The following is a 20,585-nucleotide window of genomic DNA, read 5'->3' as shown; positions in this document are numbered from 1 at the left end:
CGGCCCGTCACTCGTTGATCGGAATGTGCGGGGCCGAGGTCCGCGGCAACCAGCCGAGGAGGCGCGGATCACGGATCTCGCGGGTCACATGCCGGATCGGCACGAACCCCATCGACTGGTAGAGCGGCAGCGCCTTCGGATGGTCGAAGGTGCAGGTGTTGACCAGAAGCCGCGTCGTCCCGCCCTGCCAGGCCAGCCGGATCGCCGTGTCGAGCAGCCAGGGGCCGAGCTTCAGGCCGATGAAATCGGGGATCAGCCCGAAATAGGCCAGATCGGTGTCCTCCTCCCGCCGGTCGATCTCGGCGTAGCCGGCGGGCGTGCCGTTCACGTAGAGGACCCAGATTTCGATCCGCGGGTCGGTGACGATGCGTCCCAGTTCCGGCATCGGCATGCGCCGCCGCTCGTGCCACAGCCAGGGCTCGCCGACCGTGTCGTAGAGATAGCGGTAGTAGGAAGCGGTTGGCGGGTTGGCCCGCACCAGCGCCACGTCACCCGCCGGGCGGGGCAGGGGCGAATGGGCCGGCGGTGCCGTCATCTCCAGATAGGTGACGATGACGGACAGGCAGCCCGGCGGCACCGGCGCCGCGATCCGGGACTGCGGCAGGGACGTCCGGGGCGGCGGTGTCAGGGAGAATCGGTCTTCAGCCATTTCTGCATCACGGTAACGGGACCGGTGGCATAGCCCAGCCGCTCATAGAACGCCACCACGGCGTGGTTCGTCGTGCGCACCATGAGTTGCGCCTTGGGCATGCCGGACTCGACAAGCCAGCCCTCCGCCGCCCGGACCATCGCCCGGCCATGGCCGCTTCCGCGGCAGGCAGGATCGACCGCCAGATAGTAGAACCAGCCGCGGTGACCGTCATGGCCGACCATGACGGACGCCACGGTCCGGTCGTCCACCCGGCCGATCAGGATCGTGGCGTTCGGTTTCGACACGGCGAGCGCGATGTCGGCCACCGGGTCGTTCCACGGCACCACGAGGTTGCAGGCGGTCCACAGCGCCACCACGTCGTCGCAATCCGCCGCCTCGTAGGGACGGATGCCCAGAGCCTCGCTCACCGCGTCACCGGCTTGCTTTCCAGGGGGCCGGTTTCCAACGGCAGATCGGGGCGCAGCCCCCATTCCGCCCAGGACCCGTCATAGACGGCCACATCGTCCTTGCCGGCCGCGGCCAGCCCGAGCGCGAGCACGCAGGCGGTCACGCCGCTGCCGCAGGAGGCGACGATCGGGCGCTCCAGATCGAGGCCGGCGCCCTTCGCCCGCTCCGCGATGGTGTCGGGCGGCAGCAGCGTCTTGCTCTCCGCGTCGATCAGGTCGTTGAAGGGCAGGTTGAGGCTGCCGGGGATGCGCCCGCTGCGGCGGCCCGGCCAGGGCTCGGCGACGGCGCCCTCGTAGCGGTTGGCGGCGCGGGCGTCCACCACCTGATCCACCCGCGAGTCGATGTTGGCGAGCAGCTCGTCGGCCCGGCGCAGCAGGCCCGGCTGCAGGGTCGCCGCGAAATCCGCCGGGACCGGGTCGGCGGGTCCGGAGTCCAGGGGGCGGCCTTCGGCGATCCATTTCGGCAGGCCGCCGTCCAGAACGGCGACGCGGCCATGCCCGAACAGGCGGAACATCCACCAGACGCGCGCGGCGGCGGTGGCCATGCCGGCGCTGTCATAGACGACCACCGTGTCGCCGCTGCCGACCCCGAGCGCCCCGACCTTGGCGGCGAAGGTCGCCTCGTCCGGCACCATGTGCGGCAGGGGATGGGTGTCGGGCTGCGCCACGTCGTCGATGTCGATGCGCACGGCGCCGGGGATGTGGCGTTCCAGGAACTCGGCGCTCGGATCGCGGCCGGAGCCGGGCATGAACCAGGAGGCGTCGAGGACGCGCAGGCCCGGCTGGCCCAGGCGCTCCGCCAGCCAGGCCGTCGCGACGATCGGGCCGGGGAGGGTGAGCGTGGTTTGCGTATCGGTCATCGGATGTCCCCCGTTCAATCCCGCAGCGCGACGATCACGCGCCGGTTCTGCTTGCCCTTGTTCTCGATCTTCACGACGTCGAGCCCGCCGATCTCGCCCAGCCGCTTCACGTGGGTGCCGCCGCAAGGCTGCCGGTCGACCCCGGCGATGTCCACCAGCCGGACGCGGCCGTGGCCGCGCGGCGGCTTCACCGTCAGGGTGCGGATCAGTTCGGGGTTGGCGTCCAACTCCGCGTCGGTGATCCACAGCGAGCCGACCGGCGTGTCCGCGGCGACCAGCCGGTTCAGGGCCGCCGCGATGGCCTCCTTGTCGAGCCCCTCGGTCGGGACGTTGAAATCGACGCGGCTGCGCTCCGCCCCGACCTGGGCGCCGGTGATCGAGGCACCGGGCAGGACCGCGCAGACAAGGTGCAGCGCCGTGTGCATCCGCATGTGGCGGTGCCGGCGGTCCCAGTCGATCTCGGCCTCCACCGGGGTGCCGGGGGCGGGCAGGGCGGCGCCGGGCTCCGGCACATGGATCACGTCGTCCGGCCCGTCGCCCTTCACCGTGTCGACGATGCGCAGCGTGGCGTCAGCGAAGCGGAGCCGGCCGGTGTCGCCGGGCTGGCCGCCGCCGTTGGGGTAGAAGACGGTGCGGTCGAGCCGGATGCCCCGCTCGTCCACGGATGTCACGGTGGCGGTGCAGGAGGCGGCGTAGGCGTCCTCGCGGAAGATCAGCTCCATGGAACCTCGGGTGCGTTTACGAATCCAGCCAATCGGGCACAGGCAGATTCTTCTCACGCAGGAAGGCAGGATTGAAGAGTTTCGATTGGTAGCGCTGCCCTCCGTCGCAGAGAATCGTCACGATGGTGTGGCCCGGCCCCATCTCCCTGGCGATGCGGATGGCCGCCGCCACGTTGATGCCCGACGAGCCGCCCAGCACCAGCCCCTGCGACTTGATCAGGTCGAAGATGACCGGCAGCGCTTCCTCGTCGGTAATCTGCAGCGCCTGATCGACCGGAGCGCCCTCCAGGTTGGCGGTGATCCGGCCCTGGCCGATGCCTTCGGTGATCGAGCTGCCCTCGGCCTTCAGCGTCCCATGGGCGTAGTGATGGTAGAGCGAGGCGCCCATCGGGTCGGCCAGGACAATGCGGACGTCCGGGTTGCGCTCCTTCAGCGCCAGCCCGACGCCGGCCAGCGTGCCGCCGCTGCCCACCGCGCAGGTGAAGGCGTCGATCCGCCCCTCGGTCTGGGTCCAGATTTCCGGCCCGGTGGTCAGGCGATGGCCCTCGCGGTTCGCCACATTGTCGAACTGGTTGGCCCAGACGGCGCCGTTCGGCTCGGTCTTCGCCAGCTCCTCGGCCAGACGCCCGGAATAGCGGACATAGTTGTCGGGGTTGGAATAGGGCACCGCCGGCACCAGACGAAGGTCGGCGCCGATCAGGCGCAGCATGTCCTTCTTCTCCTGGCTCTGCGTCTCCGGCATCACGATGACGGTGCGGTAGCCGAGCGCGTTGCCGACCAGCGCCAGCCCGATGCCGGTGTTGCCCGCCGTGCCTTCCACGATGGTGCCGCCGGGGCGCAGCAGGCCCCGGCGTTCGGCGTCGCGGACGATGGCCAGGGCCGCGCGGTCCTTCACCGAGCCGCCGGGGTTGAGGAATTCCGCCTTGCCCAGGATCTCGCATCCCGTGGCCTTCGACGGCCCTTCCAGCCGAATCAGCGGCGTGTTGCCGATGGAGCCGATGAAGCCGGTGCGGATGTCCACGGACTGTCTCCCGAATCGAATGATGAACCGGGCAACACTATCGGATTGCGCATCAGGGAATTCAAGGTCGGCTTGTGAAATGCAGCATTGAACGAAATCAAATCGTTCTTTCTATTTCCCAATCCACTGGCCGCGCAGCCGGTCACGATTCCGCGCGAACCAGCCGAGCGCGATGATGGCGATGGAATTGTTGAGCCGGTTCTCGTCGAGCAGCCGGATCGCCTCGTCCGCCGGGACGACCATGATGCGGATGTCCTCGTGCTCGTCGGCGCAGCCGCCCGTCGCGGCAAGGCCCCGGCTGTCCACCCGTCCGCAGAAGACGGTGACATGCTCGTCGTAGGCGCCCGGGCTGGGGTAGTAGTCGCCGATCATCTCGATGTCCTGGACGGTGCAGCCGGCCTCCTCCATGGCCTCGCGCCGCGCCACCTGCTCGGGCGTCTCACCCTCGTCCAGAAGGCCGGCGACGATCTCCGTCAGCCACGCCCGCCCGCCCGCCGAGGCCGAGCCGACCCGGAACTGTTCGATCAGAACCACGCTGTCGCGGTCCGGATCGTAGAGCAGTACGCCCACGGCCTCGCCGCGCACGCAGACCTCCCGCGGCGGCAGGACGCCGCTCCAGGACCCGTCGAACTTCCTGTGGCGCAGGCGGTAGACGTCGACCTTGAGATAGCCGTCGTAGGCTCTCTTCTTCTCCTGGACCTCGATGTCGGGGTGATCCACGGGCGGGACTCCTTGGCTGGCGGTGCGGGCACGGTCCAAGGATGTAGCGCATCCGCCCGGCCACGGCGAGGCGGCCGGACGGCCTTTCAGCCGGATAGCCTCTCAGAAGGTCGGGTTCAGCTTCAGCGTGCTGTAACGGTCGGCGGAGGGAACGGCGACCGGCTCCAGCTTTGGGCCGCGCAGAAGCTCCAACGGCACGGTGACGCCGGCGGGGCCGAGATCCCAGACCTTCCGATAGAAGTCCGCCAGCCCCTTCGGCCTCTGGCCGGCGACCCCGACGATCATGTCACCCGGCTGGATTCCCACGGTCGCGGCCGGGCTCTGCGGGGTGACCCGCTCGACCATCAGGCGGCCCTGCTCCTCGCGCAGCGTGACGCCCAGCCAGGGCCGCGCCGGCTCCTGCCGCCGCCCGAAGGCCAGCAGATCGGCCAGGATCGGCTTCAGGGCGGAGACCGGAACGAACATGTTGCCGGGGATGCCGCCATGGGCCGGCACCGCGTCGCGCACGATCAGCGAGCCGATCCCGACCAGTTCGCCCTTGCGGTCGATCAGGGCGGCGCCGTTGAAGCCCATGATCGGCGGCGTCGTGAAGATCGCCTCGTCCAGCAGATATTCCCAGTAGCCGGCGAACTCGCGTTTGGCGGCGATCAGCACCGGCTGCACCCCGGTGGACCCCTGCCGGGTGAGCACCATGGCGCGCTCCCCCTCCTTGATCGCGTCGGAATCGCCGAGCCGGACCGGAGCGGCGCTGAAGCCCATGCCGGCGCGCAGCAGACCGAATCCGCTGGCCTGATCATAGGCCACGAACTCAGCCGGGTAGCCGCGCCCTTCGCCGGTGGTGACCTGAAGCTGCGAGGCCTCCAGAATCGTGTAGCCGATGGTCAGGATCAGGCCGGAGCCGTCGATGACGACGCCGGTTCCCTCACGCTCCGTGCCGAGCGAACGGGCGCTCTGGCTGTCGGGCAGGATCGTGGCGGAGATGCGGACCAAGGCCCCCGCCAGCTTCGCCGCGTCGAGCTGGTCCGCCCGCACCGCGCTCAGGGGAAGAAGCGCCGCCATGACGGCGGCAAGGACACTGGCATGGAAGGCGGTTGTCCAGGGGATGCGGCGCCAGCGACCCGTCATGCTTCCCTCCCTTGCCGGAGTCGAGTCGGGCGGGACGCCGGATAGCTCGATCCCCGAATTAAACATGAGGGCCGCCGCGCAACCATCAAGGGCCTCTCCGATGCGACCGGCGTTCGCTGTGGGAGCGGTGAAACCTCCACCGTCCGCGCGACGTTACCCATGGCAGCGACACGACGAAGGAAGGGACCGATGCCCATCAACAACGAACGCGAACTCGAACAGGCGGTGGCGGAGTTTCAGCGTCTCGCCGACGAGCCGGCCGGTTCGTCCGGCGAGCGCCGGAAGCTCGAACTGGATGCGGATATCAAAGCCTTCTACGCCCAGCATTCCGACGACATGCGCAAGGGCAAGCCGCGGCACGAGTGACGCTCCACCCTTCGGGGCGCGCATTTCTTGATCGACGCGGAGGGGGCGGCTGACCGACACTGCCGCCGCTCCCGGGCCGGGCCGCCGGACCGGGACGCCGCCGTTGAAGGAAGGAGCGCGTCCCCACGATGAAGCGAATCGACAATTGCTACACCTGCCTGTTCTGGGAAGGGCAGGGCATCCGCCAAAGGGGACCGAAGGGCCTGTGCCGCCGCTTTCCGCCGCAGGTGACGCCGCGCGACACGGAAGGGCGCTTTCCGATCACCCTCTCCACCGACTGGTGCGGCGAGTGGAAACGCGACATCGGTGACCCGGCCGGCGAGGCCGCGGACAACCGCCTGATCTACGACGACCCGCAACCCCGATAGACGGGCAGGCCCAAGCGATGGGGCGTTGGCCCGGCCGGTCATCGGACCAACGCACCGCCGCTTGGACGGCGGTTCAGCGGGGCATGGGCGTGACCACCATGGAGCGCTGGTTTTCCGGCAGCACCGATTCCCCGCGGACCAGCATCCGATGCCAATCGACGCCGAGCAGGGCAACGGCCAGGGCCATGGACAGGACGATGACGGCCACCGCGCCGATCCACCCGTCGCCATCCTGCCGTCCGCCGGGCCGCGAAGGATCGTTGTGGGAGGTGAGTGGCCGCGAGAGGGGTGGGAGATTCATCATGGGTCGCCTCCACCGATGAACAGGCGCAATCCCGACTCGAACTGTAACCGACGTCAGTGTAACGCCGTGGGGCCGGCGGGCACATCAAGCCTTCGGTCGGAACGCCCATTCCTTCGGATGATGCCGGAAGCGATGGCGCGGAATTCCGCTATGAGAAAAGGCCGAGCCCGCGAGGACTCGGCCTTTTCATCGAAGTGGCTCCCGGTGCTGGACTCGAACCAGCGACACGCGGATTAACAGTCCGCTGCTCTACCGACTGAGCTAACCGGGATCAGTCTGACCGGCCCTTGCGAGGCGCAACGTCCGGCGTGGGCGGCTATATAGCGGACCCTCAGGCGCTTGCCAAGTCTTTTGATGGCAAAAAATCGACCGTCCGGGCAGGGCAGGGGATCGGCGCTTCCCGCGATGCGGAAAACGCAAAAAGCACCGGGCCGTTCAGGCGCGATGCTTTTGGAACGCTTTGATTTTGCTGATCTCTCAGCCGCATCAAGGATGGAGGCACGGGCGGGAATCGAACCCACGTACACGGATTTGCAGTCCGCTGCATCACCACTCTGCCACCGCGCCATCCTTGCGTCCGGCACCCCCTAGCGGGAGCGCCGCGGCGTGGGAGCGGACGTATACTGCCGTTCCCACAGGCGGTCAAGCGTCTTTATCGCGTTTTCCGACAAACCGGTGCGGCGTTGTGTTCGTGAGACTTTGAAGATATATACGCGACAAGGCAGCGAGGCCGCGCAACACGGCTTGGTGCCGCGCTCCGTCCACCAGATTGTAAGCGACCGCCATGTCCGAATACGCCGCCGCCCGCCTCAACATGGTCGAAGGGCAGATCCGACCGAACAAGGTGACCGACCAGCGTCTGGTCGACGCCATGCTCGACATTCCCCGTGAACAGTTCGTGCCGAAGGCGGCGCGCGGCATTGCCTATGTGGACGAGGATCTCGCCATCGGCAAAGGCCGCTATCTGATGGAGCCGATGGTCTTCGCCCGCATGCTCCAGGAGGTGGGGGTCGACGAGACCGACGTCGTGCTCGACATCGGCAGCGGCTCCGGCTACTCGACCGCCGTCCTGGCCCGCCTCGCCGCGACCGTCGTCGGCATCGAGTCCGATGCCGATCTGGCCCGTCAGGCCACGGAATCGTTGACCGCCGTCGGCGCCGACAACGTCGTCATCATATCGGCGCCCCTGGCCGAGGGCTATCCGCAGCAGGCCCCTTACGACGTGATCGTGATCGAAGGCCTGGTGGCGGAGGTGCCGGAGGGCATTCTGGGCCAGCTGACCGAAGGCGGACGCCTGGTCACCACCGTCATGGGCGACCGCGGGGTCGGCGAGGTGAAGCTCTTCCAGCGCAGCGGCGGCGTCACCTCGGCCCGCACGCTGTTCGAGGCGCACACGCACCCGCTGCCCGGTTTCGAAGCCAAGCCGAAATTCGTATTCTGATCCAAGAGTGAGTGATCCCAGGGGCTCCGGCCCCTGTCGACCGCCCCCCAGCCTGTCACCTTGCCTTTCACCGGCCGCCGTTCCGCGGCCCGCAGCGGAGAATCAAGGCATGCCGGCGCCGTTTGATATGGAAGTCGAAGACCTCGATCGCATCCGGACATCGGGCGGCGATCCGCTGGTGCTTGACGTACGGGAAGCGGGGGAGGTGGCCATCTGCGCCCTTCCCGACAGTCTCCACATTCCGATGGGGGCGCTGCCCGCCCGCGTCGGGGAGTTGCCGCGGGACCGCGACATCGTGGTCGTCTGCCACCACGGCGGGCGCAGCGCGCAGGTGACCATGTGGTTGCGTTCCCAGGGGTTTTCCCGCGCCACCAATCTGAATGGCGGGGTGGATGCCTGGGCGCGCCGAATCGACCCGAACATGAAGGTCTATTGAACATGACTGTGCGAAGCCGTTTCGCGCGCCATTTGATGGCGACCGCCCTCACGCTGGGGGTTGCCTTCGTCGGGGGCATCGACACCGCGTCGGCCCAATCCCTCGAAGACGCGCTAGCGCAGGCCTATTCCAACAATCCGGCGCTCGCCGCCCAGCGCGCCCGCCAACGCGCCGTGGACGAGACCGTCCCGCAGGCCCTGTCCGGATACCGGCCGACGGTGCGGGCGACGGCGGGCATCACCCGCAACGCCACGAACAGCACCTTTCAGGGCGGTGAAACCGGTTCCGAAAACAACGCCAAGAGCGTCGGCGTCACCGCCACCCAGCCGCTCTACGACGCGACCGTAGGCCCGGCCGTCCGCCGCGCCGAGCGCACCGTCGAAGCCCAGCGCGCCACCGTGCTCGCCAACGAGCAGCAGATCCTGCTGAACGCCGCGGCGGCCTACCTGGACGTCGTGCAGAACCAGGCGGTGCTGGAGCTTCAGGCCAACAACGAGCAGGTCCTGCGCCGCCAGCTCGACGCAGCCCGCGACCGCTTCCGCGTCGGCGAATACACCCGCACCGACGTCAGCCAGTCCGAATCCCGCCTGGCCGCATCCATCGCCGCGCGCATCTCCGCCGAGGGCACGCTCCAGGCGTCGCGCGCGACCTATGAACGGGTTGTCGGCTCGATGCCCGGCAAGCTGAAGGCTCCGAAGCCGAAGTTCAAGCTGCCGGGGACGTTGGACGAGGTCGTCGAGATGGCCCGCTCCAACAACCCGTCGGTGTTGTCGGCCACCTACACGGAAGCGGCGCAGCGCGAGGCGGTGGACCAGCAGTTCGGCCGCCTGCTCCCGTCGGCCAACCTGTCGGCGCAGGCCAACCGCACCATCGACGCCGGCCGTTCGTCGGGCATCGACATCAAGCGGCAGGACGGCGCCCAGCTGACCGCGCAGATCACCATCCCGCTCTATCAGGCCGGCCTGCCGGAAGCGCTGACCCGCGAGGCGAAGCACACGGCGAATCAGGCCCGCCTGCAGATCGACGACACCCGCCGCCAGGCGGTGGAGGCGGCGATCAGCGCGTGGCAGGGGCTGCAGGCCGCGCGGGCGAGCATCGAGTCCTACAACTCCCAGATCCGGGCCGCCGAAATCGCGCTGGAAGGCGTGCGGCAGGAGGCCCAGGTCGGCTCGCGCACCGTGCTCGACGTGCTGAACCAGGAGCAGGAACTGCTGAACGCCCGCGTCAACCTTGTCCGCGCCCAGCGGACCGAGATGGTCCAGGCCTTCACGGTCCTCGGCGCCATCGGCCAGTTGACGGCGCGGCAGCTCAACCTGCCGGTCCAGTATTACGACGCCGATACGCACTACAAGCAGGTGCGCAACAAGTGGATCGGAACCGGCGTGCCGGAGTGACCGCACTTGAACGCCGCTTCCTGGGTGATCGCCCCCAGATGATCGAAACGGCCCGCCTCGGCGGGCCGTTTTTGTCTGGTGGCTTTTTACCCAGTCCTGCCCTAGTGTCCGCGTCAGGATGACGTCTCCGGGTTTGCCACGATGAGCGATAAAGGCCAGCAAGAACCGTCGATGGAGGAGATCCTCGCCTCCATCCGCCGCATCATCTCGGAGGATGGCGAACCCGCGAAGGCGGAAGCGGCGCCCCCTCCGCCGCCCCCGCCACCACCTCCTCCGCCACCGCCGCCCCCACCGCCGCCGCCGCCCATGGAGGAGGACGACGACGATGTTCTGGAACTCACCCAGATGCTCCAGGACGACGGGCGGAACGAACCCGACGAGCCGGAGCCCGATCCGTGGCGCGACGAGCCGGCCTTCGGCGGCATGGCCGACCCGGAGCCGCCGTTCCACGACCCGGACCCCGAACCGCCGCCCCCGCCGCCGCGTCAGGCGGCGAAGCGTCCGGCGCCGGCTTTTGACGATTTCGACGATGACGAGCCGCCCCCGCCGCGGCCGCGCATCCGCCCGTCGGATCTGGACAACGGGCTGATCTCCCGCCGGGTGGCCGAGGAATCGTCCCACCACTTCACGCATCTGGCGCGCCAGCTCGGCGACGACCTGTCCATCGGCCCGATGCCCGTCGGTGTGCGCACCGTGGAGGAGGTCGTCCGCGAGCTGTTGAAGCCGTTGCTGAAGGAATGGTTGGACGAGAACCTGCCGACCATCGTCGAACGGCTGGTCCAGCAGGAAATCGACCGGATGATCCGGCGGTCCCAGAAATTCTGAGCGGCGCCACGCCCGCCACGCATTCCGTTTGAATTCGTAAGCGAAAGTTCCTGGTGATGTTGGAAAAGACGTACCGGCCCGCCGAGGTCGAGGAAAAGCACTACCGGCTGTGGGAAGAGTCGGGCGCGTTCGCGGCGAAGACCGAGTCGAACGGCAAGCCCTACACCATCATGATGCCGCCGCCGAACGTGACCGGCAGCCTGCACATGGGCCACGCGCTGACCTTCACGCTCCAGGACGTTCTGACCCGCTACAACCGGATGCGCGGGCGCGACGCCCTGTGGCAGCCGGGCACCGACCACGCCGGCATCGCGACCCAGATGGTCGTGGAGCGGAACCTCGCCAAGGAAGGCAAGACGCGCCACGACTTCGGCCGCGAGGCCTTCATCGACAAGGTGTGGGAGTGGAAGGCCGAATCGGGCGGCACCATCACCCGGCAGCTGCGCCGGCTGGGCGCCTCGCCCGACTGGCCGCGCGAGCGCTTCACCATGGACGAGGGGCTGAGCCGCGCCGTCCGCAAGGTGTTCGTGGAACTGCACAAGCAGGGCCTGATCTACAAGGACAAGCGGCTGGTCAACTGGGACCCCAAGCTGCACACCGCCATCTCCGACCTCGAAGTCGAGCAGAAGGAGATCAAGGGCAACCTCTGGCACTTCCGCTACCCGATCGAGGGCGAGGCGGACCGCTTCATCGTGGTCGCCACCACGCGCCCCGAGACGATGCTGGGCGACACCGGCGTCGCCGTGCATCCGGACGATGAGCGCTACAAGGACCTGATCGGCAAGAACGTCGTCCTGCCGCTGGTCGGCCGGCGGATTCCGATCGTCGGCGACGAGTACGCCGATCCGGAGACCGGCTCGGGTGCCGTGAAGATCACCCCGGCCCACGACTTCAACGACTTCGAGGTCGGACGGCGCAACAACCTCGCGGCCATCAACATCATGGACCGCGACGCCCGCATCACCGGCGACGAGGTCCCCGAGGCCTACCGCGGGCTCGACCGCTACGAGGCGCGCAAGAAGGTCGTGGCCGAGCTGGAGGCGTTGGGCCTTCTGGAGAAGATCGAGCCGCACACCCACATGGTGCCGCACGGCGACCGCTCCGGCGTCGCCATCGAGCCCTGGCTGACCGACCAGTGGTACGTCGACGCCGCCACGCTCGCCAAGCCGGCCATCGAGGCCGTGGAAACCGGCAAGACCGTGTTCGTTCCCAAGCAGTGGGAGAACACCTATTTCGAATGGATGCGCAACATCCAGCCCTGGTGCATCAGCCGCCAGATCTGGTGGGGCCATCAGATTCCCGCCTGGTACGGCCCGGACGGCCATTTCTTCGTCGAGGAGACCGAGGAGGCGGCCATCGCCGCGGCCAAGGCCCACTACGGCGAGGATGTGGCGCTGACCCGCGACCAGGACGTGCTGGACACCTGGTTCTCGTCGGCCCTGTGGCCCTTCTCCACGCTGGGCTGGCCGGACCAGACTCCGGAGTTGGCGCGCTATTACCCGACCGACGTGCTGGTGACGGGCTTCGACATCATCTTCTTCTGGGTCGCCCGGATGATGATGATGGGCCTGCACTTCATGAAGGACGTGCCCTTCCGGACGGTCTACATCCACGCCCTGGTCCGCGACGAGAAGGGCCAGAAGATGTCGAAGTCCAAGGGCAACGTCATCGACCCGCTGGACCTGATCGACCAGTACGGCACCGACGCGCTGCGCTTCACCCTGACGGCCATGGCCGCCCAGGGCCGCGACATCAAGCTGGCGGTCAGCCGCGTCGAGGGATACCGCAACTTCGCGACGAAGCTGTGGAACGCCGCGCGCTACACCCAGATGAACGGGGTGGCGCCGGTCCCCGGCTTCAAGCCGGTCGGGCTGACCCAGACGGTCAACCGCTGGATCGTCGGCGCCCTGGCGGAGGCGGCGAAGAAGGTCGGCGAGTCCATCGACGCCTACAAGTTCAACGAGGCCGCCAACACCGCCTACGCCTTCACCTGGGGCACCTTCTGCGACTGGTACCTGGAGTTCACCAAGCCGATCCTGAACGGTTCGGATGAGGCCGCCATCGCCGAGACGCGGGCGACCACTGCCTGGGTGCTGGACGAGATCCTGCACATGCTCCACCCGCTGATGCCCTTCATCACCGAGGAGCTGTGGGAACAGCTGTCCGCCGACCGGGCGAACCGCCTGATCTCCGCCCGCTGGCCGGAGCATGGCGCGGAGCTGATCGACCCCGCCGCCCGTGACGAGATGGATTGGGTGGTGCGCGCCATCTCCTCGGTCCGGTCCATGCGGTCGGAGATGAACGTGCCGCCCGCGGCGCAGATCGAGCTGAAGCTGAAGGACGCCGGTCCGGAGAGCCTGAAGCGGCTGGACACGCACCGCGACCTGATCCTGCGCATGGGCCGTCTGGCCAGCGCCGAGCCGCTGTCCGGCCCGGTGCCGAAGAGCGCCGTTCAGGCCGTGCTGGACGAGGCCACGCTGATCCTGCCGCTGGAAGGCATCGTCGACCTCGACAAGGAGCGGGCGCGCCTGACCAAGGAGATCGAGAAGCTGTCCGGCGAGATCAAGAAGATCGACGCCAAACTGTCGAACGAGCAGTTCGTCGCCAAGGCGCCGGAAGAGGTGATCGAGGAGCAGCGCGACCGCCGCGACACCGCGGAGCAGGCCCGCGACAAGCTGCAGAAGGCGCTGGAGATGCTGGCCGCGTAAGGCCGGGATCCGGGCTGGAAAACAAGAGAGGGCAGGGGCTTCGGCGCCTGCCCTCTCTTTTTGTCCGAAGACCGCTGGCTTGTCCGAAGACCGTCGGACCGGCCGTCGCCTCAGATCTTGATCGAGGACACGAAGCGGTCGGCGTCGGCTTCGAGCTGCCGGAGTTCGTCGGCGAGCTGGGCGGCGGAGTAGATCATCTCGATGGCCGACTTGCCGGTCTCCGCGGCGGTGATCGCCATGGTGCTGACGCTCTCGGTCACCTCGTGGGTGTTGTCGTTGGCCCGGCCCACCGCGCCGACGATCTCCTCGGTCTGTTCGAGCTGGTCGCGCACCGCGGCGGACACGTCCTCCGACAGGTGGGCGACCTCCTCCACGGTGGTCCGGATGGCCCGGATCGCCTCGACGACGGAGCCGGTGGCCTCCTGGATGGCGCCGACCTGACCGGCGATGTCCTCGGTCGCCTTGGCGGTCTGGTTGGCCAGCACCTTCACCTCCGACGCGACGACGGCGAAGCCCTTGCCGGCCTCTCCGGCACGGGCGGCCTCGATGGTGGCGTTCAGGGCCAGCAGGTTGGTCTGCCCGGCGATGTCGTTGATCAACCGGACGATCTCCCCGATCCGCTGCGAGCTGTCGGCCAGAGCGGCCACCGCCGCGTCGCTCTGCCGGGCGTGTTCCACGGCGCGGCGGATCGCGGTGCTGGAGGTGGTCACCCGCCCGCCGATCTCCCCGATGGAGGCGGAGAGGGTGCGCGACACGCTGTTGACGATGCCGACCACCTCGGAGGTCTGCTCCGCCTTCTCCGACGTGTCGAGCGCCTGCTCCTTCATCTTCTCCGCGGTATCGCGCAGGATATGGGCGCCGTTGCGGATCTGGTCGGCGGCGTGGCTGACGGTGTGGAGCACGCGCCCGAACGCCGAATCGAAGTCATGGGCGATGGCGCGCAGCGCGTTCTCCCGCTCCTCCTCGGCCCGCCGCTCGGCCCGGCGCGACTCCTGCTCCAGCTCATGCGTGCGCTGAAGATTCTCCTTGAACACGCTGACGGCGCGGGCCATCGCGCCGATCTCGTCGCGCCGCCCGGTTTCCGGGACGGTGGCCGTCCGGTCGCCGCCGGCCAGCCGCTCCATCACGCCCTCGATCAGGCGCAACGGTCGTGTGATGCTGCGGGCGACGAGCAGGCTGATCACCGCGAAACCGGCCAGCAGGACGGAGCCGACCTGGAGCACGTTGGCGATCACCTCGCCGCGCACCCGGTTCTGGGTTTCCACCGCGCCGGCCATGCCGGCGTTGGCCGACTCCAGAAGGGCTTCGAAACGCGGCACCATCGCCTGGAACGCGTCGTTGAAGGTCTGCACCTCGGCCCGGAAGGCCTTGGTGGCGTCCACGAAGCGGCCGAGGTCGGTGCGGTAGGTGCGGGCCTGCTTCTCCAGCCTGGTCTGGGTCGCCGTGTCCAAGCCCGAATCGGCCAGGAAGAAGGTGAATTCGTTGAAGGCCTTGCGGTGGCCGGACAGCAGCGATTCATCGCTGTAGATGATGAAGTCCTTCTCCATTTTCCGCATGGACTCCATGCGTCCGGTCAGCTTGTCGGCGTTCGGCCACTGCTTCAACTCGTCCTCGATGGCGCGGGCCGAGGCGCGCAGGACGCCGCGCAGGCCGCTGTCGTCGGACAAACCCAGCTCCTTCGCCCGCGCGACGACCGACGAGAAGCGCTCCTTCAGCGTGCCGATGCCCTGCGACAGGTTGTCCAGTTCCTCCGGCGGCAGGCGTTCCGCGCCGCGTTCCTTGAGGTTGTCCAGCAGGCGGGAGGCTTCCTCCGCGTTCCTCGCAAAAGACTCGGCCGCCGTCTCGTCGCGGTCGGCCACGAAGCGCAGCGCCTGGAAGCGCAGACGGCTGGCCCGGCGCTCCACGGCGGCGGTGTGCTCGTAGGCGTCGCGGAACTGGTCCAGTTCGGCGGTCGCCTCGAACATGCGCTGGGCGCCGACCGTGACGGTCCCGCCCAGAAGGCCCAAGGTGACCACGGACGCGGCGACCAGCAGCGCGATTCGCGTGCCGATGGAAATGTTCGACAGCATATGCGGTAAATCCTTGGTTGCGCCGCGGACCTTACCCGCCGCCGAAGACGCCGCTGTTACGGATTGATGGCGGATTCGTTACCGCGCCGTCGCCTCTGGGCAATCATGGTGAACGTCCGTATCTAGAAACCGCGGAAAATCAAAAGGGGAGGTCGGCTGTTGTCCTTCGTGCTGTCGAAGCTGCTGTGGCTCCTGGTGTCGCCGGGCAATCTGCTCGTGCTCATCCTCACCGCCGGGACGGCGCTGCTGTTCACCCGCCGTCTCGCTCATTGGGGGCGGCGGCTGGTCGTGGCGGTCACCGTCGGCTTCGTCATCGTCATGGTCACGCCGATCGCCTCGTGGGTCGCGCTGCCGCTGGAGGAGCGCTTTCCCCGCCCCGACCTGCCGGACCGGGTGGACGGCATCATCATGCTGGGCGGGGCGGTGAACCCGCCGATCACCCGCGACCGCGGCGAGCCGTCCGTCAACGACGCGGCGGAGCGTGTCCTGGGCTTCGCCGAGCTGATCCGCCGCTACCCCCAGGCCCACGCGGTCTTCACCGGCGGCTCGGGGCGGCTGGCCGGGCAGGACGCCCTGGACCTGCGCGAGGACATCGCCGTCCGCGGCGCGCTGCGGCAGGTCGGCATCGATCCGGACCACGTGACTTACGAGAACGAGTCCCGCAACACTTGGGAAAACGCCCTGTTCAGCCAGCGGCTCGTCCGGCCGAAACCGGGGGAGACCTGGGTCCTCGTGACTTCGGCCATGCACATGCCGCGGTCGGTCGGCATCTTCCGGCAGGTCGGCTGGGAGGTGATTCCCTACCCGGTCGATTACCGCACGCGCTTCGGCGGTCGGCCCTTCGTCCGCTTCGAGTTCGACAAGCAGATCGACGCGCTCCAGGACCCGATCCGCGAGTGGATCGGCCTCGTCGCCTACCGCCTGATGGGGCGGACCGACACGCTGTTTCCGGCGCCCGCCCATGAGCGCAGCGCAGCGTCGGCGGGCTCCTGAGCGGCGCAGCGCGGTTGGCGCGGCGAGGTAACTCGGCTAGAGTGGCGCCACCAGATTTAGGGGGGTGGGGCCATGCGACGCGCGCACATGCTGAGGGGGGCGGTCGTGCTCGCAGGGGCGCTGACTCTTGCCGCCTGCGCGTCCGCGCCGTCCTCGCCATCCCCGTCCGGACTGCCGCGCAGCGGCGTCTACAAGGTCGGCAAGCCTTATCAGGTGAACGGCGTCTGGTATTATCCCGCCGAGGATTACTCCTACAGCGAGACCGGAATCGCCTCCTGGTATGGTCCGGGATTCCACCAAAAGGTCACCGCCAATGGCGAGGTTTACGACCAAAATGAGCTGACGGCCGCGCACAAGACCTTGCCCATGCCAAGCCTCGTGCGCGTCACCAATCTCGACAACGGCCGGTCGCTGGTTGTTCGCATCAACGACCGCGGCCCCTACGCCAACGGGCGAATCATCGACATGTCGCGGCGCGGCGCGCAATTGCTTGGGTTCGAAGGCACGGGCACGGCCAAGGTGCGCGTGCAGATTCTGGCGGAGGAAAGCCGCGCGGTCGCCGCCGCGGCCCGCCAGGGCACGCCGGCGCCGATGCTGGCGGAGCTGGACGGCCCGCCGCCGAAGGCCGCGCCGCGCGGTTCGGTGGAGGTCAACGGCACCGTCCGTCCGACCCCTGCCGCGGTCACCCGCGCCCCGGTGCCGCCGCCCGCGACGGTGGCCGGCGACATGGTGGACGGGCGCTTCGTTCCGGCCCCGGTGGTCGCCGAGCTGCCGGTGAAGCCCTACGAGCAGATCTATGTCCAGGTCGGCGCCTTCGGCAGTCCGGAGAACGTCACCCGCGTGCGCGCCCGTCTGGCCTCGCTCGGCCAGCCGGCGCAGGTCACCCAGACGGTCGCCGGTCGGCAGCGCCTGCAGCGGGTGAGGGTGGGGCCGTTGGCCAGCGTGGAGTCCGCCGACACCGTTTTGAACCAAATCCTCCAAGCCGGCCTTACCGACGCCAAAATCGTGGTTGATTGATCACCCCCGAGCTCAGTCCAAGCTTGGCCCGATGCCGGGCCTCGTTCCGTTTCACGTCTTGTCCAGTCCGCGTTTCGAAGGGAGTTGTCATGGTCGCTGTCGTCCGCACCCGCGTTGCCCGCACCCGTTTCGCCATGGGCCTTGCGGTCGCGCTGTTCGCGGCGGGGGTGGGGCCGGTGGCTCACGCCGCCAGCATCGAAACCATCGCCAAGCAGGCGATTCTGGTCGATATCACCTCGAACACCGTGCTGTTCGAGAAGAACCCGGATCAGCGCATGGCGCCGTCCTCGATGAGCAAGATCATGACGATGTACATGGTCTTCGACGCGATCAAGGAGGGCCGGCTGACGCTGGAGAGCACGCTGCCGGTGTCGGAGCGCGCGTGGCGGATGCAGGGCTCCAAGATGTTCGTGGAGCTGCACAACAACATCAAGGTGGATGACCTCATCAAGGGCGTGATCGTGCAGTCGGGCAACGACGCCTGCATCGTTCTCGCCGAAGGTCTGGCCGGCTCCGAATCGGCCTTCGCCGAGCGCATGACCAAGCGCGCCCGCGACTTGGGGCTGAAGGACACCAACCTGACCAACGCGACGGGCTGGCCGGACCAGAACCATTACATGACCGCCCGCGATCTTTCGATCCTGGCCGAGCATCTGATCAAGGATTTCCCGGAATACTACCACTATTACTCGATCCGGGAGTTCAAGTACCACGGCATCAACCAGGGCAACCGCAACCCGCTGCTCTACCGCGGCATGGACGTGGACGGCATGAAGACCGGCCACACCGAGGCCGGCGGCTACGGCCTGACCGCCTCGGCGGAGCGGGAAGGGCGCCGTCTCATCCTGGTGGTCAACGGGCTGCCGAACATGCAGGCCCGCGCCGACGAATCGGCCCGGCTGATCGAGTGGGGCTTCCGCGAATTCGCCACCTACGCCCTGTTCAAGGCGGGCGAGACGGTCGACCAGGTGCCGCTGTGGCTGGGCGCGCAGGACACCGTTCCGGTCACCGTGCCGGAGGACATGAAGGTCACCATGGCCCGCGCCGACCGCAGCGGCATGAAGGTGTCGCTGGTCAGCAACGCCCCGGTCGCCGCCCCGGTCAAGAAGGGCGACGTGGTCGGCAAGGTCGTGGTGTCGGCGCCGGGCTTCCCGGGCAAGGAGTTCCCGGTGGTCGCCGCCCAGGACGTTGAGAAGCTGGGCTTCGTGGGCCGCGCCCTGGCGGCGGCGAAGTTCCTCATTTTCGGGGCGAGCTGATTGGTGTAAGCCGGCCCGTCACCGCCGGAATCCGGAAGGCGGCGGGCCTCATCACCATCGGGAGCAGACCATGACGCGCGGGCGGTTCATCACGCTGGAGGGCGGCGAAGGGGCGGGCAAGACCACCCAGATCCGCCTGCTCGCCGACGCGCTGATCGGTTGGGGGAAGCGCGTCGTGCTGACCCGCGAGCCGGGCGGCTCACCGGGTGCGGAAGAAATCCGCGGCCTTCTGGTGTCCGGGGAGACCGGGCGCTGGGGTCCGGTGACCGAGGCGCTGCTGCACACCGCCGCACGCCGCGACCATCTGGAACGCACCGTCTGGCCGGCGCTGGAGGCCGGGCACTGGGTCATCTGCGACCGATTCTTCGACAGCACCATGGCCTATCAGGGCTATGGATTGGGGCTGGGGCGCGATCTGGTCGCCGCGCTCCAGGCCACCGCCTTGGGCGACTTCCGCCCCGACCTGACCCTGATCCTCGACCTGCCGGTGGAGGAGGGGCTGGCCCGCGCCGCCGCCCGCCGCGGCGGCGAGGATCGCTACGAGCGCATGGACGTCGCCTTTCACCACCGCCTGCGGGACGGATTCCTCGACATCGCCGCGCGGGAACCGGAGCGCTGCGTGGTCGTCGATGCCGGCCACCCCGTCGAAGCGGTGCAGGCGGCCATCCTGGACCATGTGACCCGTCGCCTGGGAGCCTCCTGAGGTGAGCCGCGCCCGCGCGCCCGAACCGGTCGCGGAGGAGGATGCCCTCGCCCCGCGCCGCAACCCGGAGCTGACCGGCCACGACGACGCCGAGCGCCTGTTGCTCGACGCCTGGAACTCCGGGCGCCTGCCGCACGCCTGGCTGATCGGCGGCCCGCCGGGGATCGGCAAGGCGACGCTGGCCTTCCGCTTCGCCCGCTTCGTCCTGTCCCAGGGGCTTGAGCCGCCGGACGCCGGCCTGTTCGGCGCGCCGCCGCCGCCCGCCTCGCTGGCGCTGCCGCCGGATGCCCCGGTCTTCCGCCGGGTGGCGTCCGGCGGGCACGCCGACCTGCTGACCGTGGAGCGCCAGCGCGATGAGAAGCGCGACCGGCTGAAGCGCGACATCGCCGTGGACGACGTGCGCAAGATCGGCCCCTTCCTGCGCAAGACCGCCGCCGAGGGCGGCTGGCGCGTGGCCGTGATCGACGGCGCGGATCGTATGAATCTCAGCGGCTTGAACGCTATTCTTAAGATTCTGGAAGAGCCGCCGCCGGGTGCTCTGCTGCTTCTGGTCAGCGACAACCCCGGTGGCATGCTGCCGACCATCCGCTCCCGATGCCGCAAGCTGACGCTTCAACCGCTTCCTGAGGAAACGGTCCTCAACCTGTTGGCCCAGCATCGTCCTGACCTCGGCGGCGAGGACCGGGCAGCGCTCGCTCGGCTGGCGGAGGGCAGCATCGGGCGCGCCATCGGTCTGGCCGAGGCCGGCGGGCTCGACCTGTACCGGGAACTGATCGGGCTGCTCGGCACCCTGCCGCGGCTGGACATCACCGCCGCCCACGCCTTCGGCGACAAGCTGACCCGCAAGCAGGACGACGGGCTGTACGAGACGGCCACGGACCTGCTCGTCTGGTGGCTGGCCCGCTTCGTCCGATCGCTGGCCCGCGGCGCCTGGCCGGCGGAGGTGGTGGCCGGGGAGGCCGCCCTGATGACCCGTCTGGCCAACGCCCGCGGCCTTGAACGTTGGGTGGAGGTGTGGGAAAAGGTCCAACGCCACTTCGCCCGTGCGGAATCCGCCAATCTCGACCGCAAACAGGTGGTCCTGAACGCCTTGGCGACGCTGGAAGCGGCTGCTACTTAACACGGACGACACACCACGCCCACCCCGGGCCGGCGACGC

At 68.6% G+C, this 20,585-nt stretch carries 21 protein-coding genes and 2 tRNA genes; 12 read left to right on the top strand and 11 right to left on the bottom strand.

What is annotated here, in order from left to right; translation table 11 throughout:
• Positions 1 to 7: 7 nt before the first annotated feature.
• The 7 genes from ABVN73_RS05895 to ABVN73_RS05865 form a co-directional block, all read right to left on the bottom strand.
• Positions 8 to 649: a GNAT family N-acetyltransferase gene (locus tag ABVN73_RS05895; RefSeq protein ID WP_353859333.1), complete on the bottom strand. Its 642-nt coding sequence runs from the start codon at positions 647 to 649 to the stop codon at positions 8 to 10.
• On the bottom strand, positions 625 to 1,059 hold the full coding sequence (locus ABVN73_RS05890; protein ID WP_353859332.1) for a GNAT family acetyltransferase: 435 nt from the start codon (positions 1,057 to 1,059) through the stop codon (positions 625 to 627). The genes ABVN73_RS05895 and ABVN73_RS05890 overlap by 25 nt, the downstream gene beginning before the upstream one ends.
• A complete protein-coding gene (gene sseA / locus ABVN73_RS05885; protein WP_353859331.1) occupies positions 1,056 to 1,958 on the bottom strand; it encodes a 3-mercaptopyruvate sulfurtransferase in 903 nt (300 codons plus the stop codon). Before sseA ends, ABVN73_RS05890 begins: the two co-directional genes overlap by 4 nt.
• 14 nt (positions 1,959 to 1,972) lie before the next feature.
• Positions 1,973 to 2,680, bottom strand: a complete 708-nt coding sequence (locus ABVN73_RS05880; RefSeq protein WP_353859330.1) for an alanyl-tRNA editing protein — start codon at positions 2,678 to 2,680, stop codon at positions 1,973 to 1,975.
• Between the two features lie 16 nt (positions 2,681 to 2,696).
• Positions 2,697 to 3,701: a cysteine synthase A gene (locus ABVN73_RS05875; RefSeq protein ID WP_035673815.1), complete on the bottom strand. Its 1,005-nt coding sequence runs from the start codon at positions 3,699 to 3,701 to the stop codon at positions 2,697 to 2,699.
• 111 nt (positions 3,702 to 3,812) lie between these two features.
• On the bottom strand, positions 3,813 to 4,421 hold the full coding sequence (locus ABVN73_RS05870) for an NUDIX domain-containing protein (protein ID WP_353859329.1): 609 nt from the start codon (positions 4,419 to 4,421) through the stop codon (positions 3,813 to 3,815).
• 102 nt (positions 4,422 to 4,523) lie between these two features.
• Positions 4,524 to 5,546, bottom strand: coding sequence for a S1C family serine protease (locus ABVN73_RS05865; protein ID WP_353859328.1), 1,023 nt, complete (start codon positions 5,544 to 5,546; stop codon positions 4,524 to 4,526).
• Positions 5,547 to 5,735: 189 nt separating this feature from the next.
• Here ABVN73_RS05865 and ABVN73_RS05860 point away from each other — a divergent pair, with 189 nt between their 5' ends.
• Positions 5,736 to 5,912, top strand: coding sequence for a hypothetical protein (locus ABVN73_RS05860; protein ID WP_353859327.1), 177 nt, complete (start codon positions 5,736 to 5,738; stop codon positions 5,910 to 5,912).
• Between the two features lie 128 nt (positions 5,913 to 6,040).
• The gene (locus ABVN73_RS05855) at positions 6,041 to 6,280 is read left to right on the top strand and encodes a hypothetical protein (protein ID WP_014240444.1); all 240 of its coding nucleotides are present in this window, start codon (positions 6,041 to 6,043) and stop codon (positions 6,278 to 6,280) included.
• A gap of 73 nt (positions 6,281 to 6,353) precedes the next feature.
• Here the strand turns inward: ABVN73_RS05855 and ABVN73_RS05850 are convergent, their stop codons facing one another.
• The 3 genes from ABVN73_RS05850 to ABVN73_RS05840 form a co-directional block, all read right to left on the bottom strand.
• Positions 6,354 to 6,584 (bottom strand): hypothetical protein, encoded by a 231-nt coding sequence (locus ABVN73_RS05850; protein WP_353859326.1) that lies wholly within the window; start codon positions 6,582 to 6,584, stop codon positions 6,354 to 6,356.
• Between the two features lie 195 nt (positions 6,585 to 6,779).
• Positions 6,780 to 6,855: transfer RNA gene (locus ABVN73_RS05845), tRNA-Asn, on the bottom strand.
• A 222-nt stretch (positions 6,856 to 7,077) separates the two neighbouring features.
• Positions 7,078 to 7,151 (bottom strand) — tRNA-Cys (locus tag ABVN73_RS05840).
• Positions 7,152 to 7,368: 217 nt separating this feature from the next.
• Between ABVN73_RS05840 and ABVN73_RS05835 the strand changes: the two genes are divergently transcribed.
• From ABVN73_RS05835 to ABVN73_RS05815, 5 genes are all read left to right on the top strand, one after another.
• Entirely contained in the window at positions 7,369 to 8,025 is a 657-nt protein-coding gene (locus ABVN73_RS05835) for a protein-L-isoaspartate O-methyltransferase (protein ID WP_353859325.1), read from the top strand.
• A gap of 109 nt (positions 8,026 to 8,134) precedes the next feature.
• Positions 8,135 to 8,461: a rhodanese-like domain-containing protein gene (locus ABVN73_RS05830; protein ID WP_353859324.1), complete on the top strand. Its 327-nt coding sequence runs from the start codon at positions 8,135 to 8,137 to the stop codon at positions 8,459 to 8,461.
• 2 nt (positions 8,462 to 8,463) lie between these two features.
• Complete coding sequence (locus ABVN73_RS05825; protein ID WP_353859323.1) at positions 8,464 to 9,855, top strand: TolC family outer membrane protein; 1,392 nt, start codon at positions 8,464 to 8,466, stop codon at positions 9,853 to 9,855.
• Between the two features lie 141 nt (positions 9,856 to 9,996).
• A complete protein-coding gene (locus ABVN73_RS05820) occupies positions 9,997 to 10,680 on the top strand; it encodes a DUF2497 domain-containing protein (RefSeq protein WP_353859322.1) in 684 nt (227 codons plus the stop codon).
• Positions 10,681 to 10,736: 56 nt separating this feature from the next.
• A complete protein-coding gene (locus ABVN73_RS05815) occupies positions 10,737 to 13,388 on the top strand; it encodes a valine--tRNA ligase (RefSeq protein WP_353859321.1) in 2,652 nt (883 codons plus the stop codon).
• A 110-nt stretch (positions 13,389 to 13,498) separates the two neighbouring features.
• Here ABVN73_RS05815 and ABVN73_RS05810 read toward each other — a convergent pair whose 3' ends face one another.
• Positions 13,499 to 15,457, bottom strand: coding sequence for a HAMP domain-containing methyl-accepting chemotaxis protein (locus ABVN73_RS05810; protein WP_353859320.1), 1,959 nt, complete (start codon positions 15,455 to 15,457; stop codon positions 13,499 to 13,501).
• 168 nt (positions 15,458 to 15,625) lie between these two features.
• On the opposite strand from ABVN73_RS05810, the gene ABVN73_RS05805 reads away from it, so the two are divergent.
• The 5 genes from ABVN73_RS05805 to ABVN73_RS05785 all read left to right on the top strand — a co-directional run bounded on the left by ABVN73_RS05805 (position 15,626) and on the right by ABVN73_RS05785 (position 20,546).
• Entirely contained in the window at positions 15,626 to 16,450 is an 825-nt protein-coding gene (locus tag ABVN73_RS05805) for a YdcF family protein (protein ID WP_353859467.1), read from the top strand.
• A gap of 72 nt (positions 16,451 to 16,522) precedes the next feature.
• Positions 16,523 to 17,467 (top strand): septal ring lytic transglycosylase RlpA family protein, encoded by a 945-nt coding sequence (locus ABVN73_RS05800; RefSeq protein ID WP_353859319.1) that lies wholly within the window; start codon positions 16,523 to 16,525, stop codon positions 17,465 to 17,467.
• Between the two features lie 89 nt (positions 17,468 to 17,556).
• On the top strand, positions 17,557 to 18,723 hold the full coding sequence (locus ABVN73_RS05795) for a D-alanyl-D-alanine carboxypeptidase family protein (protein ID WP_353859318.1): 1,167 nt from the start codon (positions 17,557 to 17,559) through the stop codon (positions 18,721 to 18,723).
• 70 nt (positions 18,724 to 18,793) lie between these two features.
• Positions 18,794 to 19,426, top strand: a complete 633-nt coding sequence (gene tmk / locus ABVN73_RS05790) for a dTMP kinase (RefSeq protein WP_353859317.1) — start codon at positions 18,794 to 18,796, stop codon at positions 19,424 to 19,426.
• A 1-nt stretch (position 19,427) separates the two neighbouring features.
• Positions 19,428 to 20,546, top strand: a complete 1,119-nt coding sequence (locus ABVN73_RS05785; protein ID WP_353859316.1) for a DNA polymerase III subunit delta' — start codon at positions 19,428 to 19,430, stop codon at positions 20,544 to 20,546.
• The last annotated feature ends 39 nt before the right edge of the window (positions 20,547 to 20,585 follow it).

It is taken from the genome of Azospirillum formosense (genome assembly GCF_040500525.1).
In the GTDB taxonomy this organism is placed as follows: Bacteria; Pseudomonadota; Alphaproteobacteria; order Azospirillales; family Azospirillaceae; genus Azospirillum; species Azospirillum formosense_A.
This window is presented reverse-complemented; position numbering and strand designations above follow the sequence as displayed.